At 58.2% G+C, this 26672-nt stretch carries 28 protein-coding genes; 16 read left to right on the top strand and 12 right to left on the bottom strand.

Translation table 11 applies throughout. From position 1 onward, the window contains the following. Window positions 1-100: 100 nt before the first annotated feature. From fdhD to ACLH1I_RS22665, 9 genes are all read left to right on the top strand, one after another. On the top strand, window positions 101-937 hold the full coding sequence (fdhD, locus tag ACLH1I_RS22705; protein WP_151629339.1) for a formate dehydrogenase accessory sulfurtransferase FdhD: 837 nt from the start codon (window positions 101-103) through the stop codon (window positions 935-937). Between the two features lie 128 nt (window positions 938-1065). Next, window positions 1066-1278: a YdgH/BhsA/McbA-like domain containing protein gene (locus ACLH1I_RS22700; RefSeq protein WP_151629337.1), complete on the top strand. Its 213-nt coding sequence runs from the start codon at window positions 1066-1068 to the stop codon at window positions 1276-1278. 389 nt (window positions 1279-1667) lie between these two features. Continuing rightward, a complete protein-coding gene (locus tag ACLH1I_RS22695) occupies window positions 1668-2648 on the top strand; it encodes a 6-phosphofructokinase (protein WP_004203638.1) in 981 nt (326 codons plus the stop codon). Window positions 2649-2659: 11 nt separating this feature from the next. Continuing rightward, window positions 2660-2974 (top strand): PTS sugar transporter subunit IIB, encoded by a 315-nt coding sequence (locus ACLH1I_RS22690; protein ID WP_004203640.1) that lies wholly within the window; start codon window positions 2660-2662, stop codon window positions 2972-2974. After that, window positions 2967-4334, top strand: coding sequence for a PTS sugar transporter subunit IIC (locus ACLH1I_RS22685; protein WP_198080076.1), 1368 nt, complete (start codon window positions 2967-2969; stop codon window positions 4332-4334). The genes ACLH1I_RS22690 and ACLH1I_RS22685 overlap by 8 nt, the downstream gene beginning before the upstream one ends. Then, the gene (locus ACLH1I_RS22680; protein WP_151629333.1) at window positions 4321-5163 is read left to right on the top strand and encodes a ketose-bisphosphate aldolase; all 843 of its coding nucleotides are present in this window, start codon (window positions 4321-4323) and stop codon (window positions 5161-5163) included. Before ACLH1I_RS22685 ends, ACLH1I_RS22680 begins: the two co-directional genes overlap by 14 nt. A gap of 59 nt (window positions 5164-5222) precedes the next feature. Further along, window positions 5223-5492, top strand: a complete 270-nt coding sequence (locus ACLH1I_RS22675; protein WP_064183871.1) for a hypothetical protein — start codon at window positions 5223-5225, stop codon at window positions 5490-5492. A gap of 9 nt (window positions 5493-5501) precedes the next feature. Next, window positions 5502-5939, top strand: coding sequence for a PTS sugar transporter subunit IIA (locus tag ACLH1I_RS22670; protein ID WP_004203645.1), 438 nt, complete (start codon window positions 5502-5504; stop codon window positions 5937-5939). Further along, complete coding sequence (locus ACLH1I_RS22665; protein ID WP_004203646.1) at window positions 5936-6529, top strand: AAA family ATPase; 594 nt, start codon at window positions 5936-5938, stop codon at window positions 6527-6529. The genes ACLH1I_RS22670 and ACLH1I_RS22665 overlap by 4 nt, the downstream gene beginning before the upstream one ends. On the opposite strand, the gene ACLH1I_RS22660 is transcribed toward ACLH1I_RS22665, so the two are convergent. Together ACLH1I_RS22660 and ACLH1I_RS22655 are read right to left on the bottom strand one after the other, a co-directional pair. Beyond that, the gene (locus tag ACLH1I_RS22660; RefSeq protein ID WP_043521891.1) at window positions 6526-6849 is read right to left on the bottom strand and encodes an AzlD domain-containing protein; all 324 of its coding nucleotides are present in this window, start codon (window positions 6847-6849) and stop codon (window positions 6526-6528) included. The genes ACLH1I_RS22665 and ACLH1I_RS22660 overlap by 4 nt on opposite strands. Then, the gene (locus tag ACLH1I_RS22655; RefSeq protein WP_032431168.1) at window positions 6849-7508 is read right to left on the bottom strand and encodes an AzlC family ABC transporter permease; all 660 of its coding nucleotides are present in this window, start codon (window positions 7506-7508) and stop codon (window positions 6849-6851) included. Before ACLH1I_RS22655 ends, ACLH1I_RS22660 begins: the two co-directional genes overlap by 1 nt. A gap of 99 nt (window positions 7509-7607) precedes the next feature. Between ACLH1I_RS22655 and ACLH1I_RS22650 the strand changes: the two genes are divergently transcribed. The 5 genes from ACLH1I_RS22650 (at window position 7608) to ACLH1I_RS22630 (ending at window position 13432) form a co-directional block, all read left to right on the top strand. Next, on the top strand, window positions 7608-8156 hold the full coding sequence (locus ACLH1I_RS22650; protein ID WP_002882865.1) for a helix-turn-helix domain-containing protein: 549 nt from the start codon (window positions 7608-7610) through the stop codon (window positions 8154-8156). Between the two features lie 90 nt (window positions 8157-8246). Continuing rightward, window positions 8247-9242 carry a substrate-binding domain-containing protein gene (locus tag ACLH1I_RS22645; RefSeq protein ID WP_032455457.1) on the top strand — a complete coding sequence of 332 codons (996 nt, stop codon included), beginning with the start codon at window positions 8247-8249 and terminating at the stop codon, window positions 9240-9242. Window positions 9243-9356: 114 nt separating this feature from the next. Beyond that, the gene (locus tag ACLH1I_RS22640; RefSeq protein ID WP_004203653.1) at window positions 9357-11480 is read left to right on the top strand and encodes an alpha-galactosidase; all 2124 of its coding nucleotides are present in this window, start codon (window positions 9357-9359) and stop codon (window positions 11478-11480) included. Between the two features lie 41 nt (window positions 11481-11521). Further along, entirely contained in the window at window positions 11522-12787 is a 1266-nt protein-coding gene (locus ACLH1I_RS22635; RefSeq protein WP_004203654.1) for an MFS transporter, read from the top strand. Window positions 12788-12838: 51 nt separating this feature from the next. Further along, complete coding sequence (locus ACLH1I_RS22630; protein ID WP_017899831.1) at window positions 12839-13432, top strand: maltose acetyltransferase domain-containing protein; 594 nt, start codon at window positions 12839-12841, stop codon at window positions 13430-13432. Window positions 13433-13554: 122 nt separating this feature from the next. Here the strand turns inward: ACLH1I_RS22630 and rhaM are convergent, their stop codons facing one another. The 9 genes from rhaM to rhaB form a co-directional block, all read right to left on the bottom strand. Continuing rightward, window positions 13555-13869 (bottom strand): L-rhamnose mutarotase, encoded by a 315-nt coding sequence (rhaM, locus tag ACLH1I_RS22625; RefSeq protein WP_017899830.1) that lies wholly within the window; start codon window positions 13867-13869, stop codon window positions 13555-13557. Then, a complete protein-coding gene (gene fucO / locus ACLH1I_RS22620; protein ID WP_004203657.1) occupies window positions 13866-15014 on the bottom strand; it encodes a lactaldehyde reductase in 1149 nt (382 codons plus the stop codon). The genes rhaM and fucO overlap by 4 nt, the downstream gene beginning before the upstream one ends. 89 nt (window positions 15015-15103) lie before the next feature. After that, window positions 15104-16108, bottom strand: coding sequence for an ABC transporter permease (locus ACLH1I_RS22615; RefSeq protein ID WP_198080078.1), 1005 nt, complete (start codon window positions 16106-16108; stop codon window positions 15104-15106). Continuing rightward, window positions 16105-17112, bottom strand: a complete 1008-nt coding sequence (locus ACLH1I_RS22610) for an ABC transporter permease (RefSeq protein WP_074195334.1) — start codon at window positions 17110-17112, stop codon at window positions 16105-16107. The genes ACLH1I_RS22615 and ACLH1I_RS22610 overlap by 4 nt, the downstream gene beginning before the upstream one ends. Beyond that, window positions 17109-18620 (bottom strand): sugar ABC transporter ATP-binding protein, encoded by a 1512-nt coding sequence (locus ACLH1I_RS22605; protein ID WP_151629331.1) that lies wholly within the window; start codon window positions 18618-18620, stop codon window positions 17109-17111. Before ACLH1I_RS22605 ends, ACLH1I_RS22610 begins: the two co-directional genes overlap by 4 nt. Window positions 18621-18765: 145 nt before the next feature. Further along, on the bottom strand, window positions 18766-19752 hold the full coding sequence (gene rhaS, locus ACLH1I_RS22600; RefSeq protein ID WP_004203661.1) for a rhamnose ABC transporter substrate-binding protein: 987 nt from the start codon (window positions 19750-19752) through the stop codon (window positions 18766-18768). 81 nt (window positions 19753-19833) lie between these two features. After that, the gene (gene rhaD, locus ACLH1I_RS22595) at window positions 19834-20664 is read right to left on the bottom strand and encodes a rhamnulose-1-phosphate aldolase (RefSeq protein ID WP_004203662.1); all 831 of its coding nucleotides are present in this window, start codon (window positions 20662-20664) and stop codon (window positions 19834-19836) included. A gap of 151 nt (window positions 20665-20815) precedes the next feature. Next, complete coding sequence (locus ACLH1I_RS22590; RefSeq protein ID WP_004203663.1) at window positions 20816-22075, bottom strand: L-rhamnose isomerase; 1260 nt, start codon at window positions 22073-22075, stop codon at window positions 20816-20818. Then, entirely contained in the window at window positions 22072-23538 is a 1467-nt protein-coding gene (rhaB, locus tag ACLH1I_RS22585) for a rhamnulokinase (protein WP_004203664.1), read from the bottom strand. The genes ACLH1I_RS22590 and rhaB overlap by 4 nt, the downstream gene beginning before the upstream one ends. 310 nt (window positions 23539-23848) lie before the next feature. Between rhaB and rhaS (ACLH1I_RS22580) the strand changes: the two genes are divergently transcribed. Next, a complete protein-coding gene (gene rhaS, locus ACLH1I_RS22580) occupies window positions 23849-24685 on the top strand; it encodes an HTH-type transcriptional activator RhaS (RefSeq protein WP_004203665.1) in 837 nt (278 codons plus the stop codon). Window positions 24686-24758: 73 nt separating this feature from the next. Further along, on the top strand, window positions 24759-25604 hold the full coding sequence (gene rhaR, locus ACLH1I_RS22575; protein ID WP_004203666.1) for an HTH-type transcriptional activator RhaR: 846 nt from the start codon (window positions 24759-24761) through the stop codon (window positions 25602-25604). Between the two features lie 32 nt (window positions 25605-25636). Here the strand turns inward: rhaR and rhaT are convergent, their stop codons facing one another. Next, on the bottom strand, window positions 25637-26671 hold the full coding sequence (gene rhaT / locus ACLH1I_RS22570; RefSeq protein ID WP_004203667.1) for an L-rhamnose/proton symporter RhaT: 1035 nt from the start codon (window positions 26669-26671) through the stop codon (window positions 25637-25639). Window position 26672 lies beyond the last annotated feature (1 nt).

Below are 26672 nucleotides of genomic sequence, written 5' to 3'. Positions count from 1 at the left end.
CGCAAAGGTTCAGAATTAGGGCATATTTCCCTCATTCCTGAAGGGATAAAAACAGAATACCACATTGTGTGTATGCCTGTTCCAATACGGTTAAAGCAAAGTGAACAAGAAGCCTCTCGAACAAATCGAAAATGTGACGAATGTCACAGGATATCGCCAGGTCTCCCTCTGGAAGCGCGAGGATCTGCAACATCCTCAGCCAGATGAGTTAGCGGAAGAGGTACCGGTCGCGCTGGTCTACAACGGTATCTCCCACGTGGTGATGATGGCCACGCCGAAAGACCTGGAGCCGTTCGCCGTCGGCTTCTCCTTATCCGAAGGGATTATTGAGCATCGGCGGGAGATTTTCGGCATGGACGTGGTGTCGGTATGCAACGGCCTTGAGGTGCAGATTGAACTCTCCAGCCGGCGTTTTGTGGGGCTCAAAGCCCGGCGTCGCGCGCTGGCCGGGCGCACCGGCTGCGGGGTTTGCGGCGTCGAGCAGCTCAATGATATTGGTAAGCCGGTTCAACCGCTGCCGTTCACTCAGACGTTCGATATCGCCAATCTCGACCAGGCCCTGGCGCATCTTAACGACTTTCAACCGGTCGGCCGACTCACCGGCTGTACCCACGCGGCCGCCTGGGTCCGGTCAACGGGCGAACTGGCGGGCGGTTTTGAAGACGTCGGCCGGCATGTGGCGCTGGATAAACTGCTGGGCCGGCGGGCGGAAATCGGCGAGGGCTGGCAGCAGGGCGCCGCGCTGGTCTCCAGCCGCGCCAGCTATGAAATGGTGCAGAAAGCCGCGATGTGCGGGGTCGAGATCCTGTTCGCGGTATCAGCAGCCACCACCTTAGCGGTGGAGGTCGCCGAGCGCTGCAACCTGACGCTGGTGGGCTTTTGCAAGCCGGGCAGGGCGACGATCTACACCCACCCGCAGCGTTTGATCGCGGGTTAAAAGTTAATCAGTAAATTTGAATAATGACAGCAAATCCTTCCGCTTTTTGTTTGGTGATGTGCGGGCTACTATTTAACACATCAAGGCACAACGCCTTATCTAAACAACTAAATGAAAGGGTTTATATCATGAAAAGCATCAAAACTTTTGTCGCAGTAATCGCTATGGCCGCCTCTTTTGCTTCCTTCGCCGCTGAAACCGTCAGCGCTACCGCTGCAACGATGGACGGCGCGGAAGCGAAAATCGCCGCACAGGCCCAGGCAGCAGGCGCGTCGTCTTACAAAATTACCGAAGCGTTTACCGGCAACCGCGTGCATATGACTGCCGAACTGAACAAATAAGCGTAACGCTACTGTCGAAAGAGCGCCTCAGGGCGCTTTTTTTGTTTCCGTTTCGGCAAAAAACAGTCACTATTCCCCACCGCCGCGAAAAAAATGTGGCACTACTCACGTTTCCGTTCTTTTCTTAACTCCCCATTATTACCGCCAATGAAACATCTTCATTGTTGAATATCTCGATATTTTAACGCTATGAAATATAAAGATATTAAAAAGGAAAAGCGATGAAGAACACGCTCTGCATGTGTGATCTTTGTCACAAAAATAAGCCCGCCGTTGCGACTGTCAACTATTCATGTACGTAATTTAATACGCATTATGTGATCTCCATTGCAAATACAAGTCTTGCAGTCAGGGAAAAATGTCGTCAGGCAAATGAGCGAGGAGGCGTCATGAAAATTGGCATCGTTATTAGCGGCGGGGATGTTTCGGGAATGAATAATTTTATATTCCAGATTGCCAGGCAGGCTGATGCCGACATCACGCTGTTTAATGGCGGTATTCCTGGCCTGCTGGAGAAAAATCATCAGGATATCGCGTGGCGCGATCTGGTTGATTTCTCCATTACCGCGGTGCCGATCATTACCTCCGGACGAACCAGTCGCAAACTACAGCGCAGCGAATATGAAATGATTGCTAAAAAACTGAAATCGCTGCGTATTGACGTGCTTATTATGGCCGGGGGGGACGGCAGCCTGCAGTTTCTCAATACCCTAAGTGAATTTGATATTAATTGCTTTGGCGTGGGAATGACTATCGATAATGACGTGTATGGCAGTGATTATACGATTGGTTTTTCCACGGCCTGCGAGCAGATTATTAAAGAAGTCTCCCGTTTAAGAAATACCGGAAGAGCGCTGCCGGGGCGGGTTTTTATGGTTGAGATATTAGGAGGTTATTGTGGAGAATTAACGTTACAGTCCGCCATTAAATGCAATGCGGATATTGCCCTGATCCCGGAGGCGCAGATGCCGCTGGCCATGCTTGCGGAGCGGATTACCCGGAAGCTGAGCACGCAGAACAGCGTCGTTATCCTCTGCTCAGAAGGCTACACCAAAGAATACTCTCCCGGCTTTCAGGGAGCGATTGATACCATGATCAAACAGCTGGAACCGCAAATCGGCGTCCGAATCCGTAAAACGATTGTCGGTTATGGCCTACGCAGCGGTGACCCGACCTGTGAAGAGATTTATCAGGGCACCATTATGGCCAGTGAAGTGGTTCGCTGTATTCAGTCAGGTATGAAAAATAAAGCCATAATAATTAATTCCAGTAACAAACCTATTCCGATTGATTTAGTCAGTATGAAAAAACGTCTGGTCGATACTGAAGGACATCATTATAAACTTGCCAAGCAACTCAATATTATTTGAGGAGACCCTCCATGCTGAAAATTTTATGCGTATGTGGCTGCGGCCTCGGTTCAAGCTTTGCCATTGAAATGACGGCGAAGGCAGTTTTAAAAAAGCTGGAAATTCCCGCTCATATTGAACACACCACCGTATCCGAAGCCGGAGCCTTTAAATCGGATATGATTTTGACGCAAAAAACCTTTGCCGACATCTTAACCGCCGATGCTACTGAAGAGGAAATTAAACGCGTCGTGGTGCTCAATAAGCTTACGGATAAAGAGGAAATTGAAACCAAGATCGTCGCATTCTTAAAAGAACGTCATCTGAAGGTGGCTGATTATGAATAGCTTCGTGGCGTTTATCGTTAAGGATTTACTTGGTCAGGCATCCATTCTTATTGCTTTTATTGCCATGCTTGGCCTGATCCTGCAAAAGAAATCGCCGGGCAAAACCGCGGAAGGGACGTTTAAAACGCTGCTTGGCTTCTTAATTATGATGGCCGGGATCAACATCATTGTCGCCACGCTAACCTTTCTGAACGATATCTTCACCCAGGGATTTGGCATGAAAGGCTATATTACCGATGTGGCCGCCATCGCCGGGTTAGCGAATCGGGAATTAGGTTCGGAAGTGGCGCTGACGCTGCTGGTGATCTTTGCCGTCAATATTATTATCGCCCGTCTGACGCCGCTTAAATATATTTTCCTGACCGGCCAGGCGCTGCTGTGGATGGCGACGATCGGCGCCGTGATTGGCTATAAGTCCGGGCTCACCGGCGTACCGCTGATTTTAACCGGGGGCATCTTCGGCGGCGTGATGGCGGTGTTAATGCCGGCCCTGGCGCAGCCGGTGGTCAGGCGCATTACCGGATCTGACGACGTGGCCCTGGGGCACTTCTGTACCATCGGTTATCTGGTGCAGGCCGCCGTCGCAAAGGTCGTCGGCAAAGGCTCCCGCTCCACGGAAGATCTCGAGCTGCTTGATAACTTTAAGTTTCTGCAGGATACCTATCTGGCCATGGCGGTGGTGATGGTGCCGATGTATCTCATCCCGGCTATCGCGGCGGGCCCCCAGTACATCGCGCAGTTCTCCGGCGGGATTAACTACCTGATGTATGCCTTTATGCAGTCCATTCAGTTTGTCGCCGGGGTCTTTGTCCTCTATAGCGGCGTGCGTTTATTGCTCAATGAGCTGGTGCCGGCCTTTCGCGGTATCGCGATGCGTATTGTCCCGGATGCGAAGCCGGCTCTTGATTGCCCGGTACTGTTTCCTTATGCGCCGAATGCGGTGATTGTCGGATTTCTGGCGACGACCGTCGGCTCGATTATCGGCATGCTGGTTTTCCCGATGTTCGGTCTGGCGATGATCCTCCCCGGGCTGTTAACCAACTTTTTCGCCGGCGGCACGGCAGGGGTTTTTGGCAACGCGCTGGGCGGACGCCGCGGGGCGATGATCGGCGGGGTTATTCACGGCCTGTTTATCACGTTTCTGCCGGCCATTCTGGTGCCCATGCTGGAGAGCTATGGCTTTACGGGCGTCACCTTCAGCGACTCTGACGTCATCAGCTCGGGTCTGGTATTAGGCCACGCCTTCCAGAATAACTGGCTCTTTGTCGCCTTATTTATTGTGTTTGTCGCCGCACTGGCATGGTTTGTCAACGGGAAATCCGCTAAGCCGAAAGGGGAAAATGTTCATGAGTCTGTATAATTTCAATGAGATTTTAAAAATTGCCCAAGCGAGAAATTTTAAAGCGATTGGCTCGTTTAACTTGCACTGTATTGAGATGCTGCCAGCGTTTTTCAAAGCCGCGCAAAACAGCCACAGCCCGTTAATGATCCAAATTTCAACCGGGACCGCGGAGTACCTCGGCTATCGTTTGCTGGTCGACGCCGTGCGTTCATTAGCGGACAGTGAAAATATTCCAGCCTGTCTGCATCTTGACCACTGCTCAGATATTAAGGCCATCGAGACGGCAATGAACGCGGGCTTTTCGTCGGTGATGTACGACGGCTCACATTTAAGCCTTGAGGAAAATATCGGTAATACGCGAATAGTGGTGGAGATGGCCCGCCCGCGCAATATTACGGTAGAAGGCGAACTGGGGGCGATCGGTGGGTCAGAGGATGGAAAAGCGGTGGCGGCGGAAGATATCTGTTTTACCACCGTCGAAGACGCGAAACGCTTTGTGGAGGAGACCCAGGTCGATATGCTGGCCGTCTCGGTGGGCACTGTGCATGGCCTCTACACCGGTAAAGCGCAGCTACAGCACCAGCGGCTGAAACAGATTAGCGCGGCGACCGGCGTGCCGCTGGTGCTGCACGGCGGTACCGGCGTCAGCGATGAGGATATGCGGCTGGCCGTCACCGAAGGGATTAATAAAGTGAACGTCGGGACGGAAATGAACGTGCAGTGGGTTGACCGCTGTAAAACGACGTTTGAGAAAGGGAAAGTGAATGACAGCGTACGGAAATTCTTAATTCCCGCCAACCAGGCGGTCACTGAAGTCTTAATGGAAAAAATGGCGTTATTTAAATAACGTTTTCTCCGTCACTCTCTATTTCGTTGCCCTGTCTTCCGCCAGGGAGGGAACTTGCTATGTTTGAATCATTGAAAACGTTGTGGAAAAAAGAGCAAACCCCGCTGCAGGATTATGATCAACAGTCCCGTCAGTTGGCGGAGGAGATTGCCAGGCTGGAAGGCGAACTACAGCGCCAGCCTGGCAATAGCGAGGTGCAAAAAACATTGATGCTGACTTACAACCGGGCGCTATCCATATATGCCAAAAGCACCACCCACCGGCAGAATATTGATACGCTGTTTCTGCAGATTGATAATTTACGCAATATTATTCGCCGCAATATTTAGGAATACAGAATGACCATAAAAGAACTGCTTATTGAGGCCGATGCCATTCAGGTTGGCGTTGTGGAGTCCGACTGGCAGCGGGTAATAAAGCTGGCTGCCCGCCCGCTGGAGGCAAAAGGCTTTATTTCGACGGAATATAGCCAGGCGGTGATCGACAATACCCTGAACCATGGCGCCTATTACGTATTCGATGAAGGTATTGCCATCCCCCATGCCCGACCCGAGTGCGGCGTCAGACGCAACTGCTTTAGCCTGGTGCTGCTGGAAAAGCCGATTCCTTTTGCGGACAGTGAAAAAGCCGACATTGTCATTATGTTTGGCGCCCGGGATAGCAATGCGCATATCGAGGAGGGGATCCGCTCCATCGTCGCGCTGCTGGATAACAATGACACGATGGCCAAACTGCGGATGGCCCGCAGCCGGGAGGAGGTTGTCGCGTTACTATGAACAGACATCTGACCCCAGTCTGCAAAACGGCTATTTTAATCAACGGCATTCCGGCCTCGGGGAAGAGTACCATCACCCGTTTGCTGGCGGAGACCTTCAGCCTGCCGGTATTGACGATCGACGGCATCAAAGAGCCGTTTATGGCGCGTCTGGCTCCGGTCGACCGGCCAATGAATCGCCAGCTGGGCTGTGCGGCGTATGAGGTGATCTGGTCGATTGTCGGCGCGTCGCCTGCCAGTATGGTCTGGTTGATCGACGCCTGGTTCGGCTTTCAGCCGCGGGAGACCTTGCAAAAATTGCTGCGGCAGGCGGGCGTGGAGCAGGTGATTGAGATCTGGAACCATATCTCCCCCGAGCTGGCGGTCGCGCGCTATGCCTCGCGGCTGGCGACGCGGCCGCCGGGCCACCCCGGCGAAGAGTATCTGCCGGAGCTGGCCCAGCTGGCCGGGCGCGCGCAGCCCATGTCTTTAGGGCCCCTTTTGACGATAGACCAGCAGCGCCCGCTGGAGATAACGGCGGTTATTCACTGGCTTGAAGGTACAATTAGCGGACAACGTACCGGTTTGGCGAATTACGCCTACCCGTCCTAGGACATACCCGCCAGCCGCAGCAGCGCCGTCACCACCGCCGCGGCGATAATCACGCCGATCAGCGGCACCTTGCGCCAGGCGAGAAACACAGCGACAGCCACGCCCAGAACGCGCGCTATGCCGGCGAAATGCGCGCCTTCATAGAAAGTGGTGGCCAGGGCGACGGAAAAAAGCAGCACCGTCGCCGCATCGGAAAGCAGCGCCTGCGAGCGCTCGGAAAATGCCAGCCGATTACCAAGCTTCGCGCCGCCAAGACGCATCAGATAGGTTCCCAGCGACAGGATGGCGATACCGGCGATAAACAGCGTCATATTGCCCATTATTTTTTCCTCGACAGTAAACCAAACAACGAGAGCAGCACCGGCAGCCCGGTAGGCGCAAACGGCACGGCAGCAAGCGCCAGCGCGGCGCCGCTGACGGCGCGGATCAGCGTGGTACGGTTTTTAAAGGCCGGGATCACCAGCGCCAGCAGGATTGCCGGGAAGACCGCGTCAAGCCCGATGGTTTCCGGCGCCGGCAGCAGTTTGCCGACGGCGGCGCCGGTGAGCGTACCCAAAGGCCAGATCAGCGCTACGCCGGCGCCGCACAGCCAGTAGGCCGCTTTGCGCTGCGCGGGGGTGGGCTGCGACAAGCCAAAGACCACGCTCTCGTCGTTCATAATGTGGCACCCGATAAAGCTTAAGGCGCGCCGACCAACCAGTTCGCGCACAGTCACCCCGAAAGGGATATGGCGCGCGTTGACTAACAGGCCGGCGGCGGCGGCGGCCAGCGGGCTACCGCCGCTGGCGACAATACCGATAAACATAAATTCAGAGGCGCCCGCCAGCACGGACACCGAAAGTACGAGCGGCACCCATAAGGGGAAGCCGTAAGCCACCGCCAGCGACCCATAGGACATGCCTACCACCCCGACGGCGAGGCAAACTAAAACAATCGCTTTTATCGTGTCTCCGCTGAGACTGGAGAGAGTTTGTTTCATATCACTTAGCCATATCGAACGAATTTCCATTATAATGAACACATAATGATCGTTTTTCAAGGCGAACAAATCGTTCGATATAAAAAACAAGGGGCGGGTATGACACAGCCAATCAGCGTTATCGCCAAAAGTCTGGTGCGGGAGCGGGCGCGGACCGGGCTTTCGCTGGCGGAAGTCGCGCGTCGGGCGGGTATCGCAAAATCCACGCTATCGCAACTGGAGTCCGGCAACGGTAATCCGAGTCTGGAAACGCTGTGGTCGCTCTGCGTAGCGCTGGATATTCCATTTGCCAGGCTGCTTGAGCCGCAGGTGAACAAAACGCAGGTGATCCGCCGCGGCGAGGGGACAAAAGTGGTGGCGGAGCAGGCGAACTATCAGGCTATTTTGCTGGCCGCCTGTCCACCCGGCGCGCGTCGGGACATCTATTTGCTGCTCACCCAGCCCGGCGCCGACCGCATTTCGCATCCGCATCCGCCAGGCTCGGTGGAACATATTATCGTGACCCAGGGGCGGGCGCGGGTAGGGCTGACGTCGGCGCCGGAAGAGCTCGGCGAGGGCGACTATATCTGCTATCCGGCGGATCAGGAGCATGTGTTTCAGGCCCTGGAGCCGGATACGCAGGCCCTGCTGATCGCTGAGCAAAACTGACATCGCACCGGCGGGCGTCGCGCTCTCGCTGGACGCCATAGCCGTATTGCGGGACACTAGCCGCATTCTTCCGCGAAGACAGGCATACCTATGTCGCTGAAAGCCATTGCTAAAGAACTTGGGATCTCGGTAACGACCGTCAGCCGCGCGTTAAACGGCTATGATGATGTGTCGCAGGAGACCCGTGCTCGCGTGGAGGCTGAAGCGCAGCGTCGCGGATATCGGCCAAACACGTTCGCGCGTCGCCTGAAAATGGGCAAAATCGACGCCGTTGGCCTCGTTTTCCCCGTGCGCCCCGCGCCGCTGAATAACAACGTCTTTCTCGAAATGGTGGGAGAAATCAGCCACGAGCTGGCGCGCTATGAGATTGATTTACTGCTGATCGCCGATGATGAACAGGCCGATAAACACGGCTATATGCGCATGGTGCAGAGCCGTCGCGTCGATGCGTTGATCGTCGCGCATACCCTGGATGACGACCCGCGCCTGATTCAGCTGCTCTCTTCCGGCTTTCCTTTTCTCGCGCTGGGCCGTAGCCGCCTGCCGCAGCCCTACGCCTGGTTTGATTTCGATAACCAGGCGGGCACGTATCGCGCCACCCGTCATCTGATTAGCCAGGGGCACCGGCGCATCGCGCTGCTGAGCGAAAATAATAATCAGGCGTTTATTACCCAACGCCGCAACGGTTACCTGGAAGCGCTGCGCGAAGCGGGCCTGGCGGAAACCTGGCTGCGCAGCGTGCCGCCCACCCGCCGCGGCGGGTTTCAGACAACGATGGAGCTGCTGCGCTTGCCTGAACCGCCAACGGCGATTGTCACCGACTGCAATACCCATGGCGACGGCGCGGCGATGGCCCTGGCTCAGCTCGGACGTCTTACCGGCGCCGATCGCGTCTCACTGGTGGTCTACGACGGTTTGCCGCAGGATAGCATCATCGACACCCCGGTGGGCGCGGTGGTTCAATCCACCCGACAGGGGGTGGGCCGCCAGATAGCCACGATGGTCCGCCGCTTAATTGCCGGCGAAGATCTGACCTCGCTTCAGGTGCTCTGGCAGCCCGAATTCATTCCCGGCGAAACCGCCTGATACTTCTCTCCACAGATGAATTTCCTGAACTCGATCACGGATCCGAAACGTTTTGGTTGGCGTCCGAAACGTTTCGGATCAACAGTAAGACATTCCTTGATATGGAGATGTCTAATGTCAGATTCGATTATACGCCTGCAAAGCGCAACGGTTGACGTGGTGATCAAAGCCCGCCCTTTCGCCGAAATTATCTACTGGGGGCCGCATTTAAGCCACTTTTCGCCGCAGGATGCCGACAGCCTGACGCGACCGGTCGCCAATGGCCGCCTCGATGTCGATTCCCCGGTCACTTTAATGGCGGAACTGGGCCATGGTCTGTTTGGCGCGCCGGGCATTGAAGGCCATCGCCAGGGGCTGGATGCCTCGCCGATTTTCGCCACCAGCAAAGTGCGGCACGAGGGCCAGACGCTAACCCTGGTCAGCGAAGACCCGCATGCCGGCCTGCGTTTGTACAGCGAGATCGCATTGGATGCCAGCGGTGTGTTGAGCGTGCGCCATGGCGTGACCAATCTGCGCGTCAGCCCATGGCAGGTGGATCGCCTGGCGGTCACGCTGCCGGTCGCCGAACGCGCTCGTGAGGTAATGGCTTTCCATGGCCGCTGGATCCGCGAGTTTCAGCCTCACCGCCTGACCCTGGAGCACGACAGCTTTGTGCTGGAGAACCGCCGCGGGCGCACCTCTCACGAACATTTCCCGGCCCTGATCACCGGCAGCCACGCCTTTAGCGAGATGCAGGGTGAAGTCTGGGGCGTGCATCTGGCCTGGAGCGGTAATCATCGCCTGCGGGCGGAGGTGAAAACCGATGGCCGCCGCTATCTGCAGGCCGAGGCGCTCTATCTGCCGGGCGAAATGGCGCTGGCAGAAGGGGAAACCTTGTGGACGCCTTACCTGTATGCCAGCTACTCGGCGAACGGGCTGAACGGCATGAGCCAGCAGTTCCATCGTTATCTGCGCGAACGGATTATTCGCTTCCCGGGCAACAAGCCGCGCCCGGTGCATCTCAACACCTGGGAGGGGATCTATTTCGACCACGATCCGGACTACATCATGCGCATGGCGGATGAAGCGGCGGCCCTGGGCGTGGAGCGTTTTATCATTGACGACGGCTGGTTTAAAGGACGCAACGACGACTGGGCGGCGCTCGGCGACTGGTATCTCGATGAGAAAAAATACCCCCACGGCCTGACGCCGGTTATCAACCACGTGAAATCGCTGGGGATGGAGTTCGGTATCTGGGTGGAGCCTGAGATGATTAACCCGGATTCCGATCTGTATCGGGCACACCCTGATTGGGTGCTGGCGCTTCCGGGCTATACGCCGCTTCCCGGGCGTCATCAGTTTGTCCTGAACCTGAATATTCCGGAAGCCTTTGATTATCTGCTGGAGCGGATGAGCTGGCTGCTGGGCGAACACGCGGTGGACTACGTGAAATGGGATATGAACCGCGAGCTGGTGCAGCCGGGCCATAACGGCAAAGCCGCCGCCGATGCGCAGACTCGCCAGTTCTACCGCCTGCTGGATACGCTGGTGGCCCGCTTCCCGCATATTGAATTTGAATCCTGCTCCTCCGGCGGCGGTCGTATCGATTATGAAGTCCTCAAGCGCAGCCATCGCTTCTGGGCTTCTGACAACAATGACGCCCTTGAGCGCAACACCATCCAGCGCGGCATGAGCTACTTCTTCCCGCCGGAGGTGATGGGCGCGCATATCGGTAATCGCCACTGTCATGCCACCTTCCGCCAGCACAGTATCGCCTTCCGCGGCCTGACGGCGCTGTTCGGTCATATGGGGCTTGAGCTGGATCCGGTGAGCGCCGATGAAGAAGAGCGCGCCGGGTATAGGAAATACGCGGCTCTGCATAAGCAGTGGCGCGACGTGATCCATCACGGCGTGCAGTGGCGGATGGATATGCCGGACGCCACCACCCTTGCTCATGGCGTCGTCAGCCCGGATAAAGCGCAGGCGATTTTCCTCGTCAGCCAGCTGGCGATGCCGGACTACACCCTGATGGCGCCGCTGCGCCTGGCGGGGCTGGAGGCGAGCGCCCGCTATCAGGTGACGCTCCTCGATCATCCGAACATTCAGATCACCGGCGAGGGCGGCCACACCATGCGGAAGCTGCCGGCATGGATGACGACGCCGCAGACGGTGAGCGGTGAGTGGCTACAGCAGGCGGGGCTGGCGCTGCCCATCCTCGACCCGGAAAGCGCCATTCTGATTGGCCTGCAACGCGTGTGATGGTATCGGGCCGCGTCGCGGCCCTTCTTGAGGAAAATATAATGAACCCGACCGTCTGTACCCACAAAAACAACCCCAACTTCTGGATTTTCGGGCTGTTCTTCTTTCTCTACTTCTTCATCATGGCCACCTGCTTTCCGTTTCTGCCGATCTGGCTGTCGGATGTTATCGGCCTGAATAAAACTGAAACCGGCCTCGTTTTCTCCAGCCTGTCGCTGTTCGCCATCTGTTTCCAGCCGGTTCTCGGGGTGATCTCTGACAAGCTGGGGCTGAAAAAACATCTGATGTGGATCGTGACCGTTCTGCTGGTGCTGATTGCTCCCTTCTTCCTCTATGTTTTCGCGCCGCTGCTGAAAACCAACATCTGGCTTGGGGCGCTGAGCGGCGGCGCCTATATCGGCTTTGTATTCTCCGCAGGCGCCGGCGCGATGGAGGCCTATATCGAACGGGTAAGCCGCAACAGCGGGTTTGAATACGGCAAGGCGCGCACCTTTGGTTGTCTGGGATGGGCGCTGTGCGCCACCACCGCCGGCATGCTGTTCAGCATTAATCCCGAATGGGTGTTCTGGATGGGGTCGGCCGCCGCGCTGCTGCTGGTGGTGCTGGTGGCTATCGCCAAACCGCAGGCCAGTCAGTCCGCGCAGGTAATGGACTCGCTCGGCGCCAATCGCCCGGCGATCGATTTAAAAACGGCGGTGCGCATGTTCCGTCAGCGGAAGATGTGGATGTTTATTCTGTATGTCATCGGCGTGGCCTGCGTGTATGACGTTTTCGATCAGCAGTTCGCCACCTTCTTCAAATCGTTCTTCGCGACCCCGGAAGCAGGCACCCGTGCCTTTGGTTTCGCCACCACCGCGGGAGAAATATGTAACGCCATCATTATGTTCAGCTCGCCGTGGATTATTAACCGCATCGGAGCGAAGAATACCCTGCTGATCGCCGGGATGGTGATGGCGGCCAGAATGATTGGCTCTTCCTTCGCCACCACCGCCGCGGAAGTGGTGGCGCTGAAGATGCTCCATGCGCTGGAAGTGCCGTTCCTGCTGGTGGGTGCCTTTAAATACATCACCGGCGTGTTTGATGTCCGGCTGTCGGCGACCATTTATCTGGTGGGCTTCCAGTTCGCCAAGCAGGTGGCGGCGATCTTCCTCTCCGCCTTCGCCGGCAATATGTATGATCGGATCGGCTTCCAGGAGACCTATATGATCCTCGGCGGAATAGCCCTGACGGTCACCTTAATATCCGCGTTTACGTTAGCGGGCAAGGCGAAAAGTGAGCCGCTGCGCGATAATGCGATGACCGTTTAATTATCAACATTCCGTGGCACAGGGTGGTGCCTGACAGAGAAGGAAGATGTCATGATGGATATGAAAAAACGTATGAACAGCGGTGAGCTTTACCTGGATGCAGGATATGGCTTGCCGGAGCAGCGGCTGATGGGTAAAGCACGGGCCTATGAATATAATCATTCGCATCCGTTTAATCAGGAATTGCGCAACGATATTATTCAGCGCATGTTCGCGAAAGTCGGCGAACAATGCTGGATAGAGCCGCCGATCAATATTGCCTATGGGATCCATACGACGATTGGTGATAATTTTTATGCCAATTTTAACCTCACGCTGGTCGACGATGCGGACATTATCATCGGCAATAACGTCATGTTTGCGCCAAATGTCACTATCTCCACCGCCGGGCATCCCATCCACCCCGCGCTGCGCCATACGCATCAACAGTTTTCATTACCGGTAGTGATTGAAGATGGGGTCTGGTTAGGCACGGGGGTGATTATTAATCCCGGGGTAACGATTGGCCAGAATTCAGTCATAGGCGCGGGCAGTGTGGTAAATCGCTCTATACCGGCGAATGTGGTTGCCGCTGGCGTACCTTGCCGGGTATTAAGAGAAATTACCGATGCGGATAAAGACAAATACGCACTTTTCCCCGGATGATGGACGAGAGAAACAGGGGAGCGTAAAGGATCGTGTCCCCTGTTTTGCATTATCGCCGTTGAACCGGCCTCCAGCCCGCATGGGGGGAGGCCGGGGAAGGTACTCTCCGGCGTCGCGGGGTTTCACGCCAGATAAAACACTTCTTTGAGCTCCGCGCTCAGCGGGCTGTTGTCCGGGTTGCTGGGCATCACCTCGCGCATATATTTCCACCAGCGCTGGCACACTTCCGTGCTGGCGACCGCCTCCCAGCGGGCTTCCGACTCAATCTCCACCGTGGCGAACAGCAGGTTGCGCTCTTTATCGAGATAAATGGCGTAGTGGTGCGCGCCGTGCGTTTTCAGCACCGCCTCCAGCTCCGGCCAGATGGGGTTGTGGCGACGTGCATACTCCTCGTGCGCGTCAGGGTTCACCTGCATCACAAAGGCTTTGCGGATCATAATGCCTCCAGATAGAGCTCGCGTACCTCATCGCGGCTGGCGGGGCGCGGGTTACACGGCGCGCACGGGTCGGCCAGCGCTTTGTCCAGCCAGCCTTCGATATCGGCTTTGCTGACGCCAAGCTGGCTGAAGCCCTGGGGGATCCCTACGCGTTTGCTCAGCGTGCGGATGGCATTGATGGCCTCCATGCTGGCAGCCTCATCGCTCATGCCGCGGGTATCGACGCCCATCGCCTGCGCCACGCGGGCGAAGCGCGCCACCGCGTTCGGGCGGTTAAAGTTTTCGATGATCGGCAGCAGGATGGCGTTGCACACTCCGTGTGGCAGGTTGTGGGTGGCGCCAGGCTGATGGGCCAGGGCGTGTACCAGCCCGAGACCGGCGCTGTTGAACGCCATGCCCGCCAGGTACTGGCCAAACGCCATCTGCTCGCGGGCCTGCAGATCGTGCCCATCGTCTACCGCTTTCGGCAGCCACAGGTTGATCAGGCGGATGGCCTCGAGGGCGTTGGCGTCGGTGAGGGGATGGGCGCCAACGGAGACAAAGGCCTCGATGGCGTGGGTCAGGGCGTCCATGCCGGTGGCGGCGGTAACGGCTGGTGGGATGTCGAGCATCACGCTGGCGTCGTCGACGGCGATATCCGGGATCAGGTTCGGGTCGATAATCACCTCTTTTACCTGACGCTCGCTATCGATAATCACGGCGTTGCTGGTCATCTCCGCCGCCGTGCCGGCGGTGGTGTTGATGGCCACCAGCGGCACGCCAGCGTTTTTCACTTTGCCGACGCCGGAGTAGGCGGTGGAGGGGCCTGGGTTGGCGGTGAGGATTTTTATCGCTTTGGCGGTATCAATCGGGCTGCCGCCGCCGAAGGCGATCAGGTAATCGCAGCGGGCCGCCTGGTACGCCGCATAGCCTTGCTGCACCAGCGCTTCGGTGGGGTTGGGGAACACGTCGTCAAACAGCTGATAAGCCATCTGCTGTTCATCCAGCGCGGAAAACAGACTGTCCAGCAGGCCCAGCTTCACCAGTTGACCGTCGGTGACGATCAGCGCCTTGCCCCACTGTTTGCCCGCTACCAGCTTGACCATATCACCGATAGCGCCTGCGCCGTGGAGGCTGATTTTAGGTAGTGCCAACATAAAACTCATGATAATTCTCCTTAATGTTGATTTTGGGATATCCGTTTCCCCTCATCCCGCCCTTCTCCCTTGGGGAGAGGGCCAGGGCGAGGGGGAAATTAACATCGTCTTCGCTGCAGCATCCGCCGGGCCATAATCGGCAGGGAGATCACCACGATCAGCATCGCGCCGATAATCACCGACATCACGATGCCGGGGACGTTCAGCAGGCTCAAGCCGAAGGTCACCAGCCCCATCAGAAAGGCGGCGATGATCACCCCGGGCATGCTGCCGGAACCGCCAAGAATATTGACGCCGCCGAGCACCTCCATGGTGACAACCGCCAGCTCCCAGCCCATCGCCAAAGTGGGGCGGGTACTGCCGAGCCGTGAGGTCAACAGGACCGCCGCCAGCCCGGCCATCAGCCCGACCAGCGCGAACAGCGCGAGGTTATGTCGCTTCACGTTGATCCCGGAGTACCAGGCGCCGGTCGGGTTATTGCCGATGGCGTAGGTTCGGCGGCCAAAGTTGGTTTTATGCAGCAGGAAGGTGAAGGCAGCCGCGAGGAGGATAAACAGCGCAAACTCAAAAGAGAGCGCCCCCCACACGTACCCCTGGCCGAACCAGGCAAAGCTCTCCGGGTAGTGGTTGAGCGCCTGATCGCCCAGCAGGATATAGGTGATGCCGCGATACAGGCTCATGGTGCCGATGGTGATCACAATGGACGACAAGTTAAAGCGAGTCACCAGCAAGCCGTTGAACAGGCCGCACAGCAGACCTACGCCCAGGCCGATGACCACCAGCAGCGGGGTGCCCATCCCCGCTGCCGCGCAGAAGCCCATCACCGTTGAGCTGAGCGCCATCGTCGAGGCCACCGACAGATCGATTTCCCGGGCGATAATCAGCATCGCCATCGGCAGGACGACGATCGCCTTCTCGGTAAAGGTAAAGGTCGCGTCCGAGAGGTTCCAGATATTGAGGAAGTACGGGGAAGCCACCGCGTTGCCGATAAATACCGCCAGGGTGACCGCCAGTAAAAACCCTTCCCAGCACAGCAGGCGGCGCAGCGGCGACGGCGCGGCCGGGGCGTTTTTCATCTCTTCAGATACCATCATCTTGCTCATGATTTTACCGCCTGTTTCTGTCGGGCTAACGCCGCGTTACGCAGGATTAACCGCCCGTGACCGCGATTGCCGCGCTCGTTAAGCAACACCGCCATGACGATCACCGCCCCGGAAATCGCCATTTGCCAGAACGGCGAGATGCCGATCACCGGCAGGGCATTATTGATGACCCCGAGGAACAGCGCGCCGCACAGGCAGCCCAGTACCCGTCCGCTTCCGCCCATGGTGCTGATACCGCCGATCACGCAGGCGGCGACCACCTGCAGCTCAAAGCCGTTCGCCACATCGACATAGGCGACGGCGAAGCGCGAGATCCACAGATAGCCGCAGAAGCCAGCCAGCGCGCCGGAGAGGCAGAAGCTGACGAACTGCATTTTCCCGGCGTTAATGCCGGTGTAATACGCCGCCGTCGCGTTGCCGCCCGCGGTATACAAGGCCCGGCCGGTGCGGCTGTAGCGCAGGAAGTAACCCACCAGCAGCAGCGCGGCGATGGCGCACCAGCTCAGCAGCGGCAATCCCAGGAGGGTGCTGCGCGGCAGACTGAGAAAATCAGCGCTCATCTGATGTGAGTTAACCCAGCCGCCGTCGGTCAGCAGGAAGATAATGCCGCGATAAATGCTCATGGTGCCCAGGGTCACCACGATGGCGGGAATGCCGAGGCGCCAGACCAGCAGGCCGTTAATCATCCCCATCAGCAGGCCCAGCAGGGTTGCCAGCGCCAGCAGCGCTACCACCGGAATACCCGGATTATGGGCATTGAGCAGGGCGACGATCATCCCGGTCAGCGCCAGGTTGGCGGCCATCGACAAATCGATGCCTTTGGTGAGCAGCACCATCATCTGTCCGAGGGCGAGAATGATAAGGATGGCGGTATCGTTAAACATCTCCACCAGATTACCCGGTGAAACGAACGACGGCGCCCGGCTGCCAATGGCGCCGATCATCAAAATGATGACCAGCGCCAGCAGCGCTTCGCGATGCTTCAGCCATGCGTGTCCCATCATGCTGCCTCCTGGCCGATGCCGCTGGCGGCGCTAACGATGGTTTCCGCCGTCGCTTCCCCGGCCCGGTACTCGGCGACCATCAGCCCTTCATGCATCACGATAATCCGGTCGGCCATGCCCATCACTTCCGGCAGCTCTGACGAGACTATAATCACCGCCAGCCCCTGGCTGACCAGCTCGGACATAAACTGATGCACAGCGGCTTTTGAGCCGATATCGATGCCTTTGGTCGGCTCATCGAGGATGATCACCTCGGGCTGGGTCGCCAGCCATTTGCCGATCACCACTTTCTGCTGGTTGCCGCCAGAGAGGGTCTCCACCGGCTGCCGCCAGCTGGAGGCTTTAACCTGCAGGCGCGAGGCGTACTCGTCCGCCAGCCGCCATTCCCGGGCGTCGTTCAGGACGCCGTTAGGATTGAGCTTGCTCAGCTGCGGCAGACTGATGTTCTGGGCGATAGGCAGGGCGATGATCGCCCCCTGTTTCTGTCGCTCTTCCGGTACGCAGACGATGCCCGCGCGGATAGCGTCGGCGGGTTGGCGAAAGCGCATGGGGCTGCCGTTCAGTCGGATCTCGCCGGAGGAGGGATGCGTTACGCCGGAGAGCGCCTGCATCAGCTCGGTGCGTCCGGCGCCCACCAGGCCGTAAAAGCCGAGAATTTCTCCCTTGCGCAGGCTGAAGCTGATATCGGCAAACTCGGTAGGATGACAAAGATCGTTGACCTCCAGCACCGTTTCCCCTGGGGTACAGTCGACTTTCGGGTAGGTTTGGCTGATCGCCCGGCCCACCATCATCGACACCATCCGCTCTTCGGTAATATCGCTCATTATCCCGGAGCTGACGTACACCCCATCGCGCAGGATGGTGTAATAGTCGGCCAGCTCGAAAATTTCATCGAACTTATGCGAGATAAACAGGATCGCTTTGCCGTCCTGCTTCAGACGCTCAACGATGTGATAAAACTCCAGGATTTCATGCTGGGAAAGCGCGGCGGTCGGCTCATCGAGGATCACCGCCTGGGCGTCGAAAGCCAGCGCCCGGGCAATCGCCACCATGTGCCGCTGGGCGATGCTGAGCGTTTTTAACGTTGCCCGCGGGTCGATCTGGACTTCCAGCCGGGCGAGGATCTCACCAGCCCGGCGGTGCATCGCCGGCCAGTCGAGCGTTTTGAGCAGCCCTTTATAAAGATACTGACCAACGAAAATATTTTCGCTGACCGAAAGTTCGTCAAACAGTATGGTTTCCTGGTGAATGGCGGTGATCCCCATCTTATGCGCCGACTCCGGCGTTGGCAGATGAATGGGAATCGCTTTATAGAGGATCTCCCCCTCTTCGGGCTGATAAATACCGGTCATCACTTTGACCAGCGTGGATTTCCCCGCGCCGTTTTCGCCGATGAGGGCGGTCACTTTGCCGGGCCAGAGATCGAGCTGCACGTTTTCAAGGGCGCGCACACCGGGAAAAATCTTGGTGATCCCCTTCAGCGACAGCAGTGGCGTTGATGCTGACATGATAGTTCTCCGTAAAATCGCCCCTCACCCTAACCCTCTCCCCAAAGGGGAGAGGGAACGGTCCGGCGCCCGCAGGCCGCATCGCGCAGAGGGCCAGCCATTCCCCCTCTCCCTCTGGGAGAGGGCCGGGGTGAGGGAACAAGGGTTAGAAAATTTTCGAGAACTTATCGATGTTGCTCGCATCGTAGACAAACGGCTCGGCCATCGCGCCATTCCCTTCGGCGTCCAGCTTCACTTTGCCCAGCTTGCCCATACTGGCTTCGGTTTTGGTCGCCGTGCCTTTGACTAAATCGTCGGCCAGATAGGTGGCGGCGTAACCGAGGTCAATCGGGTTCCAGATGGCGAAGCTTTTGCTGGCGCCAGACTTGATCGCGCCGGCCATTTCCGACGGCAGCCCCAGCCCGGTGACATAGACTTTGCCAATTTTTCCCTGGTCCTTCACCGCCTGCGCGGCGGCAACAATTCCCACCGATGACGGCGAAACAATGACTTTCAGATCCGGATATGATTTCAGCAGGCCCACCGCTTCGCGGTAGCTTTTATCCGACAGATCGTCACCGTAGGCGACGGTCACCAGATTGACGGACGGATACTGCGGCAGCACCTTTTTCATCTCCTCAATCCAGATATTCTGGTTAGTGGAGGTCGGGGTGGCGCTTAACACCGCCACATCCCCCTTCTCCACGTTCAGCGCCTTCAGCGCATCGGCGGCGAGCTTGACGTTGGTCTCGCCAATTAAGGCGTTATTGGAAGGATTAAGATGGATCTGGCGGCCTGCCGGCGCCACGCCGGAGTCCCAGGAAACCACTTTGATGCCGCGCTGCATCGCTTTTTTCAGCACCGGCACCACCGCGTCCGGATCGTTGGCGGAAATGGCGATCGCATCCACCCCCTGGGCGATCAACCCGTTCAGCACATCGATCTGCGCTTCGGCGGTGGTGGTGGTCGGGCCGGTGTAGATCACTTTGACATCACCTAACTCTTTGGCGGCCTGTTGGGCGCCAACGTTGGCGGCTTCGAAGAAGCCATTTCCCAGCGATTTCGCCACGAGGGCGATTTTAACTTCTGCTAAGGCGGAACCGGACAACGCCAGGGCGGCAACGGTGAGGATCAAGCTTGTCTTTGTTTTCATTGCTTTTACTCCACATGAGTCAGTTTTGTAGGGTTTGCAGGTGAGGCTTCGCCCCGTCTCGGTGAGCGGGGCGCGATGTTGTTATGGATAAAGATCTAACGCGGACTGCAGCGGCTGGACGTTGAAGCGTTTGCCAAGAGCGATAAGCTCTTCGCGAGTGATGGTCTGCTTCATCCCGCCCATGGATAGGACTTTCACCAGCACTTCGGCGGACTTCTCGGCAGTGTCGATCAGGCCGAAGGTCTCATCCAGGGTTGGGCCGCTGCCGAAGACGCCGTGGAACGGCCACAGCACCAGCGAGTGTTTTTGCATGGTTTCCGCAGTCGCCTGGCCGATTTCATCTGTGCCTGGCACCATCCACGGCAGAATGCCGACGCCATCCGGGAAGACCACCAGACATTCGGTGCTACCTTCCCACAGCTTGCGGGTGAACAGATCGCTGTGGTTCTCCAGGACGTAGGTCAGGGCGATCAGATTGGTGGCATGACAGTGCATGATCACCCGGTCCTTGCCGTCGGTCAGTTTGATGCGCTCGCTGTGCGACAGGAAGTGTGCCGGCAGCTCGGAGGTCGGCACCGCATCCTCCGTCAGACCCCACAGGATATGGTATCCCGCGCCGTCGCTGTCGACTTTCACCACGCCAAGGTTAGCGGCCGGGTCGAGCTGGACATTACGGAAGAATTTGCCGGAACCGGTGACGATAAACGGCTGGTTGGCCAGGGTTGGCATCGGCTGGCTGAGGGCGATATAGCGGGGTTTAGCGTGGAAATCCGCCGCGTAAGGTTCGATATCCGCCTCATCCAGACGCAGCGTCAGGTTGCCGCCGTTGCGCTCGTCCCAGCCTTTCAGCCAGGCGTCGGAGGTGGCTTTGATCATGCCCTGGACGAACCAGGCGTCGATAATGGTCTGCATAGTCTTGTCTTTCCTGTTAATTCGGTGGGGGTAGCCCCTCACCCTAACCCTCTCCCCACAGGGGAGAGGGAACGGTTCGGTGCGCTCTGGCAACATCGCGCAGTTCGTAGCCCGGGTAAGGCGTCAGCCGCGACCCGGGGAAGCCCGTGCATTACCCGCGCTGGCTCAGAACCGCATTCTCATAAGCCCGCACGTTGTCCAGCCACTGGCTGCCCGCCGGCGTGTCGTGACGCTGGCAGTACATCTCCCAGATGGCCTGCCACGGCAGGGATTTTTGCTCTTCGAGCAGTGCCAGGCGGGCGGTGTAATCGCCGTCGTTCTCCAGCTGGCGCAGCTGGTTGGTCGGTTCCAGCAGGGCGCGCAGCAGCGCTTTTTTCATATTGCGGGTACCAATCACCCAGGCCGCGATGCGGTTGATGGAGGCATCGAAGAAGTCGAGGCCGATGTGCACGCGGTCAAACAGGTTATGGCGAATGATTTCGCTGGCGATGGCCTGAGTCTCATCATCCAGCAGCACCACGTGGTCGCTGTCCCAGCGCACCGGGCGGCTGACGTGCAGCAGCAGGCGCGGGATGTAGAGCATGGCGGCGGAGATCTTGTCGGAGATGACCTCCGTCGGGTGGAAGTGGCCGGCATCCAGGCACAGCGCCGTCTGGCGGCTGGTGGCATAGCCCATATAGAACTCGTTGGAGCCGACGGTGTAGCTTTCGGCGCCGATACCGAACAGCTTGCTCTCGACGGCGTCAATGTGGTGCGCCGGGTCGAATTTTTCGCTGATGACTTCATCCAGCGCGTTCAGCAGCCGCTGGCGCGGCGCGAAGCGGTCAACGGTAATGTCCTTCATGCCGTCCGGCACCCAGATATTCATCACCGACGGGGTGCCCAGCTGCTCGCCAAAATAAGCGGATACGCGGCGGCTGGCTTTGCAGTGGTCGATCCAGAACTGGCGGATCTCATCGTTGGCATGCGACAGGGTAAAGCCGTCGGCGCTCAGCGGATGCGAGAAGCAGGAGGGGTTGAAATCCAGCCCCAGTTTGTTGGCTTTCGCCCACTCGACCCAGTTTTTAAAGTGCTCCGGCTTTATCTCATTGCGCGCCACCGGCGCGTCGGCTTCCAGATAAATAGCGTGCAGGTTGAGACGTTTTGGCCCCGGAATCAGGCTCAGCGCCTGCTCAAGGTCGGCGCGTAGCTCCTGAGCATTGCGCGCTTTGCCCGGGTAATTGCCGGTGGCCTGGATGCCGCCGGTCAGGCTTCCCGCCGGGTTTTCGAAACCGGCGACGTCGTCACCCTGCCAGCAGTGCATGGAGACGGGCAGACGGTCCAGCTGGCGCAGGGCCTCCTCGACATCCACGCCGACGGCGGCGTAGCGCTGCTTAGCAATTTCCCAGGCTTGTTCAAGTTGAGTGGTCATGCGCAAAGCTCCTTGGTCTGTTGTGGCTGAAACTGCGCCACGAAACGGGCAATTTCACTATCAGGATTGGGGGTAAAGGCGGTGAGGGACGCATTGCCGCGCACCACCTGACGAAACTCATCGACGCTGGCCAGCTCGTCGAGGGTCATTAACTGGATGCCGATATTGCCGAGGGTGGAGGCCTCTGTCGGGCCGGCCACGACGGCGATCCCGCAGGCGTCGGCGCACAGCTGGTTGAGCAGTTCGTTCTGGCAGCCGCCACCGACGATATGCAGCTGGCTGAAGGGCTGGCCGCGCAGCGCCGCCAGCTCGTTAAGCACCCGGGCGTAAAGCAGCGCCAGGCTGTCGAAAATGCAGCGCGCCAGTTCGGCGTCGCTGTGAGGAACCGGCTGGCCGGATCCGCGGCAGGCGGCCTGGATCTCGGCGCTCATACTGGCCGGGTTGATAAAGCGGTCGTCATTGCAGTCAATGATGAAGCGACACGCCGGCAGCGCGGCAGTGCGGGCGATCAGCCCCTGCAGGTCGCTGACGTTTTGTTCTTTCAGCACCCGCTGCAGCAGCCACAGGCCCATGATATTTTTCAGCACCCGATAGCGGCCTTCGGCTCCGCCTTCGTTGGTGATATTGGCCTGCAGCGCCGCGTCGCAGGTGTAAGGGGTCAGGCTTTCAAACCCCATCAGCGACCAGGTGCCGGAGGAGAGATAGGCGGCGTGGCGGTCGGCCAGCGGGGAGGCGATCACCGCGCTGGCGGTGTCGTGACTGGCGACGGCGACCACTGGAATACGGTTGCCTTGCGGGCAGATCCAGTGGCCTGTCACATTGCCGGGATGCGTCGGGGTGCCAAACCACTCGCGCGGCGCGCCGGTCCAGTTCAGCAGCGTCTCATCCCAGTTATCGCTGTGGATGTTGACCAACTGGGTGGTGGTGGCGTTGGTATATTCCCAGTTCAGATTGCCGGTCAGGCGGAAGCTGAAATAGTCGGGGATCAGCAGGGCATGGGCGGCCTGACTGACCAGCTCCGGCTGCTGTTCCACCAGGGCGCGCAGCTGATAAAGGGTGTTAAACGGCAGAAACTGAATGCCACTGCGGCGATAGATCTCCGCCCGGCCCAGCTGTTCTTCAGCGTGACGTAGCAGGCCCTGGGTGCGATCGTCACGATAGGAGACCGGCAGCCCGACGCGCTGACCCTGCTTATCCAGCAGGACATAATCCACGCCCCAGGTATCGATGCCGATGCTGTCGATCAGGATGCCCTGCTCACACACTTTCTCCAGCCCGCGGCGGATCTCGCCTTCGAGGCTATCGAGATCCCAGCAGTCGAAGCCATCGACCTTCTGCAGGCTGTTGGTGAAGCGATGAATTTCACGCAGCGTCAGGGCGCGCGGCCCGGACTGATAGCTGGCGAGCATGACCCGCCCGCTGGAGGCGCCTAAATCGACGGCGACACAATGACGAATACTCATGAAACGATCCTTCTTAAAATCATTGTCCGCAGTCTAAAAAAGGGCGCTGACTCACACCTTCTCGCTACGGACAGCCGAAACTGGCCGCTGGCAAGAAAGCAAAGGTGACCGTGAGGAAAATCACAAATTGCGGTTTTGGGCGGTGGTGAGGAGGATGTGATGGGGTCCGCAGTTCCGCATCTTTCCGGCTGATTCTTGAAAAAGCGGCAGGATTTACGAATTTTGCGGTCAAAAATTGAAGGCTGGATAGCCAACCCTTCATTACTATCAGCCGGTGACTGATAATTTTTCTCATTACGAGGGTGGCATCATGACCATATTGCACAGTACGGATTTCTTTAAGGCCGGGATCTCGACGGTGGCTATTGAACCCCGCCTCCCTCAGTCGGCCTTTCCTGAGCATCACCATGATTTTCATGAAATTGTCATCGTTGAGCAGGGTACGGGCATTCACGTCTTCAATGGCCAGCCCTATACCATCGGCGGCGGCTCGGTCTGCTTTATTCGCGATCACGACCGGCATCTTTACGAGCACACGGACAATCTGTGTCTGACCAACGTGCTTTATCGCGCGCCGGATGCGTTTCGGTTTCTCGCCGGGGTCAGCCAGCTGTTGCCCCAGGAGCAGGAGGGCAACTACCCGTCGCACTGGCGGGTGAACCAGACGGTTCTGCAGCAGGTGCGGCATATCGTGGCGCAGATGGAGGCCATGGGGAGCGAAACGGATACCCATGCCGTCGCCAGCCGTGAGATCCTGTTTATGCAGCTATTGGTGCTGCTGCGGAAAAGCAGCCTTGCGGAAGAGGCCACCAACAACGATGCACGGCTTAATCAGCTGCTGGCCTGGCTGGAAGACCATTTTGCGCAGGAGATCTGCTGGGAGGAGGTGGCGGCGCAGTTTTCGCTATCGCTGCGTACACTACACCGTCAGCTGAAGCAGCAGACCGGCCTGACGCCGCAGCGCTATCTCAATCGGGTGCGCCTGATGAAAGCCCGCCACCTGCTGCGCCACAGCGATGAAAGCGTGACGGATATCGCCTATCGCTGCGGATTCGGCGACAGTAACCACTTTTCGACGCTTTTTCGCCGCGAGTTTTCCTGGTCGCCGCGCGATATCCGCCAGGGGCGCGACGCTATTCTTCAGTAACGCGAGAGGAGTCAACGTATTGCGGAGCAAAAACGCGAATAATGCGCCGTTATCCGCGTTGGGAGTGTGAGCCGTGGCCGGTTTGATTCTACGTAAAGAGGAATTTTTCCCTTCCGCCACGCAGGCGGTGGCGGTGGCTGACCGCTACCCGCAAAACGTCTTCGCTGAACACACCCATGAGTTCTGCGAGCTGGTGCTGGTGTGGCGGGGCAACGGGCTGCATGTTCTCAACGACCGTCCCTGGCGCATTACCCGCGGCGATCTGTTCTATATTCGCGCCGAAGATAAACACTCCTATGCTTCCGTTAACGATCTGGTTCTGCAGAACATCATCTATTGCCCGGAGCGGCTGCAGCTCAATTTCGACTGGGCGGGGGCGATCCCTGGCCTCTTCGGCACCCCGTGGAAGCCCCACTGGCGCATGGGCAGCACCGGTATGGCGCAGGCGCGTCAGGTGATTAGTCAGCTTGAGCATGAGTGTTCCCGGCACGATGCGCAGGGGAATGCGATGGCCGAGCTGTTGTTTGCTCAGCTGGCGCTGACCCTCCAGCGGCATCGCTACGCGACGGATAATCTGGCGGCGACGCAGCGCGAAGCGCTGTTGGACAAACTGCTGGCCGCGCTGGCGGCCAGCCTGAGCCGCCCCTTTGTCCTGGAGCGTTTCTGCGAGCAGGAGGGCGGCAGCGAGCGGGCGCTACGTCAGCAGTTTCGCCAGCAAACCGGGATGACCATCAATCACTATTTACGCCAGCTGCGGATCTGCCATGCGCAGTATCTGTTGCAGCATACCGAGCGCTTAATCGGCGATATCGCCATGCAGTGCGGCTTTGAGGACAGTAACTACTTTTCGGTGGTGTTCAGCCGGGAAATCGGCATGTCGCCGGGGCAGTGGCGGCAGCGCAGTCGCGCCGCCGCCTGAAGCGCGTCTTTGTCAGGCAAATGCTCCGGTGCTTAACGGGCCATTCCCAGACCGACGATGTTGGCGGCGATGATGATCACCACGCAGCCGAGGCTCAGGACGCTCACCGGACGACGACCGGCGTTGTTCCACTCTTTCAGCACCAGACCCACCAGACCGCCGCACAGTACGTAGAAGCTCATGTGCAGCATCCAGCTCATATAGTCATACTGCGCCGGAATGCTGGCATGGCCCCAGGCATAGAAGAAGAACTGGAGATACCACATCAGGCCGCCGAGGGCGGAAAGCAGCAGGTTGCTGATGATGAGGGGTTTGGCCAGCGAGAAATCGGCTTTGACGGACAGGCTCTTCACTTTTGCCAAACGAATAAAGCAGAAGCCAAGGTTAACCAGCGCCCCGCCGCCCATAATCACCACGTAGCTTGGCAGCGCCGCATATAACGGGTCGACGCCGAGCGCCGCGGCGGCATCATGCATCGGTTTGGCGGCGTTCATCGCGAACGACATCCCTGCCGAGAAGATACCGCACATCACCGCCAGCAGAAGCCCTCTCTTCAGATTGAACTCTTCGGCTTTGATGCCCATTTTGCGCTCTTTCAGCTGGCCCGCGCGGGTGACGATGCCAACGCCAACCACCGCCACCAGCACGCCGAGCAGCGTCATTTGACCGCCCTGGGTGTGCATCAGCACCGAAAACTGACCGTTAATAATCGGCGTCATCAGCGTACCGACAATCAGCGTGATGCCAATGGCGATGCCAATCCCCATCGACATGCCGAGATAGCGCATGGTCAGGCCATAGTTGATATTACCGATACCCCACATGGCGCCGAACAGAAAGACCGGCAGCAGCGTGGAGGCGTTAAAGGAGCGGTAGTAGGCCCAGAAATCGGGTAACAGCGTGGCGCTGATGGCCCAGGGCAGGATCAGCCAGGAGACGATCCCCCCGACCGACCACATGGTTTCCCACGACCAGTGTTTTACTTTCTTGAACGGGGCATAGAAACAGGCGGCACTGGCGGCCCCTATCAAATGCCAAAAAATACCCATCGTAATCGCGTGGTTCATT

This window comes from Klebsiella sp. 1SOBk10mer (assembly GCF_046602535.1).
GTDB lineage: Bacteria > Pseudomonadota > Gammaproteobacteria > Enterobacterales > Enterobacteriaceae > Klebsiella > Klebsiella quasipneumoniae.
The sequence above is the reverse complement of the archived record's forward strand: the minus strand, read 5'-3'. Positions and strand labels throughout refer to the sequence as shown.

Bases quoted from the DNA above. Each gene is read 5' to 3' on its own strand.
- ACLH1I_RS22700 (WP_151629337.1), top strand. From the start codon at position 1,066: ATGAAAAGCATCAAAACTTTTGTCGCAGTAATCGCTATGGCCGCCTCT.
- ACLH1I_RS22695 (WP_004203638.1), top strand. From the start codon at position 1,668: ATGAAAATTGGCATCGTTATTAGCGGCGGGGATGTTTCGGGAATGAAT.
- ACLH1I_RS22690 (WP_004203640.1), top strand. From the start codon at position 2,660: ATGCTGAAAATTTTATGCGTATGTGGCTGCGGCCTCGGTTCAAGCTTT.
- ACLH1I_RS22685 (WP_198080076.1), top strand. From the start codon at position 2,967: ATGAATAGCTTCGTGGCGTTTATCGTTAAGGATTTACTTGGTCAGGCA.
- ACLH1I_RS22680 (WP_151629333.1), top strand. From the start codon at position 4,321: ATGAGTCTGTATAATTTCAATGAGATTTTAAAAATTGCCCAAGCGAGA.
- ACLH1I_RS22675 (WP_064183871.1), top strand. From the start codon at position 5,223: ATGTTTGAATCATTGAAAACGTTGTGGAAAAAAGAGCAAACCCCGCTG.
- ACLH1I_RS22670 (WP_004203645.1), top strand. From the start codon at position 5,502: ATGACCATAAAAGAACTGCTTATTGAGGCCGATGCCATTCAGGTTGGC.
- ACLH1I_RS22665 (WP_004203646.1), top strand. From the start codon at position 5,936: ATGAACAGACATCTGACCCCAGTCTGCAAAACGGCTATTTTAATCAAC.
- ACLH1I_RS22660 (WP_043521891.1), bottom strand. From the start codon at position 6,849: ATGGGCAATATGACGCTGTTTATCGCCGGTATCGCCATCCTGTCGCTG.
- ACLH1I_RS22655 (WP_032431168.1), bottom strand. From the start codon at position 7,508: ATGAAACAAACTCTCTCCAGTCTCAGCGGAGACACGATAAAAGCGATT.
- ACLH1I_RS22650 (WP_002882865.1), top strand. From the start codon at position 7,608: ATGACACAGCCAATCAGCGTTATCGCCAAAAGTCTGGTGCGGGAGCGG.
- ACLH1I_RS22645 (WP_032455457.1), top strand. From the start codon at position 8,247: ATGTCGCTGAAAGCCATTGCTAAAGAACTTGGGATCTCGGTAACGACC.
- ACLH1I_RS22640 (WP_004203653.1), top strand. From the start codon at position 9,357: ATGTCAGATTCGATTATACGCCTGCAAAGCGCAACGGTTGACGTGGTG.
- ACLH1I_RS22635 (WP_004203654.1), top strand. From the start codon at position 11,522: ATGAACCCGACCGTCTGTACCCACAAAAACAACCCCAACTTCTGGATT.
- ACLH1I_RS22630 (WP_017899831.1), top strand. From the start codon at position 12,839: ATGATGGATATGAAAAAACGTATGAACAGCGGTGAGCTTTACCTGGAT.
- rhaM (WP_017899830.1), bottom strand. From the start codon at position 13,869: ATGATCCGCAAAGCCTTTGTGATGCAGGTGAACCCTGACGCGCACGAG.
- fucO (WP_004203657.1), bottom strand. From the start codon at position 15,014: ATGAGTTTTATGTTGGCACTACCTAAAATCAGCCTCCACGGCGCAGGC.
- ACLH1I_RS22615 (WP_198080078.1), bottom strand. From the start codon at position 16,108: ATGAGCAAGATGATGGTATCTGAAGAGATGAAAAACGCCCCGGCCGCG.
- ACLH1I_RS22610 (WP_074195334.1), bottom strand. From the start codon at position 17,112: ATGATGGGACACGCATGGCTGAAGCATCGCGAAGCGCTGCTGGCGCTG.
- ACLH1I_RS22605 (WP_151629331.1), bottom strand. From the start codon at position 18,620: ATGTCAGCATCAACGCCACTGCTGTCGCTGAAGGGGATCACCAAGATT.
- rhaS (WP_004203661.1), bottom strand. From the start codon at position 19,752: ATGAAAACAAAGACAAGCTTGATCCTCACCGTTGCCGCCCTGGCGTTG.
- rhaD (WP_004203662.1), bottom strand. From the start codon at position 20,664: ATGCAGACCATTATCGACGCCTGGTTCGTCCAGGGCATGATCAAAGCC.
- ACLH1I_RS22590 (WP_004203663.1), bottom strand. From the start codon at position 22,075: ATGACCACTCAACTTGAACAAGCCTGGGAAATTGCTAAGCAGCGCTAC.
- rhaB (WP_004203664.1), bottom strand. From the start codon at position 23,538: ATGAGTATTCGTCATTGTGTCGCCGTCGATTTAGGCGCCTCCAGCGGG.
- rhaS (WP_004203665.1), top strand. From the start codon at position 23,849: ATGACCATATTGCACAGTACGGATTTCTTTAAGGCCGGGATCTCGACG.
- rhaT (WP_004203667.1), bottom strand. From the start codon at position 26,671: ATGAACCACGCGATTACGATGGGTATTTTTTGGCATTTGATAGGGGCC.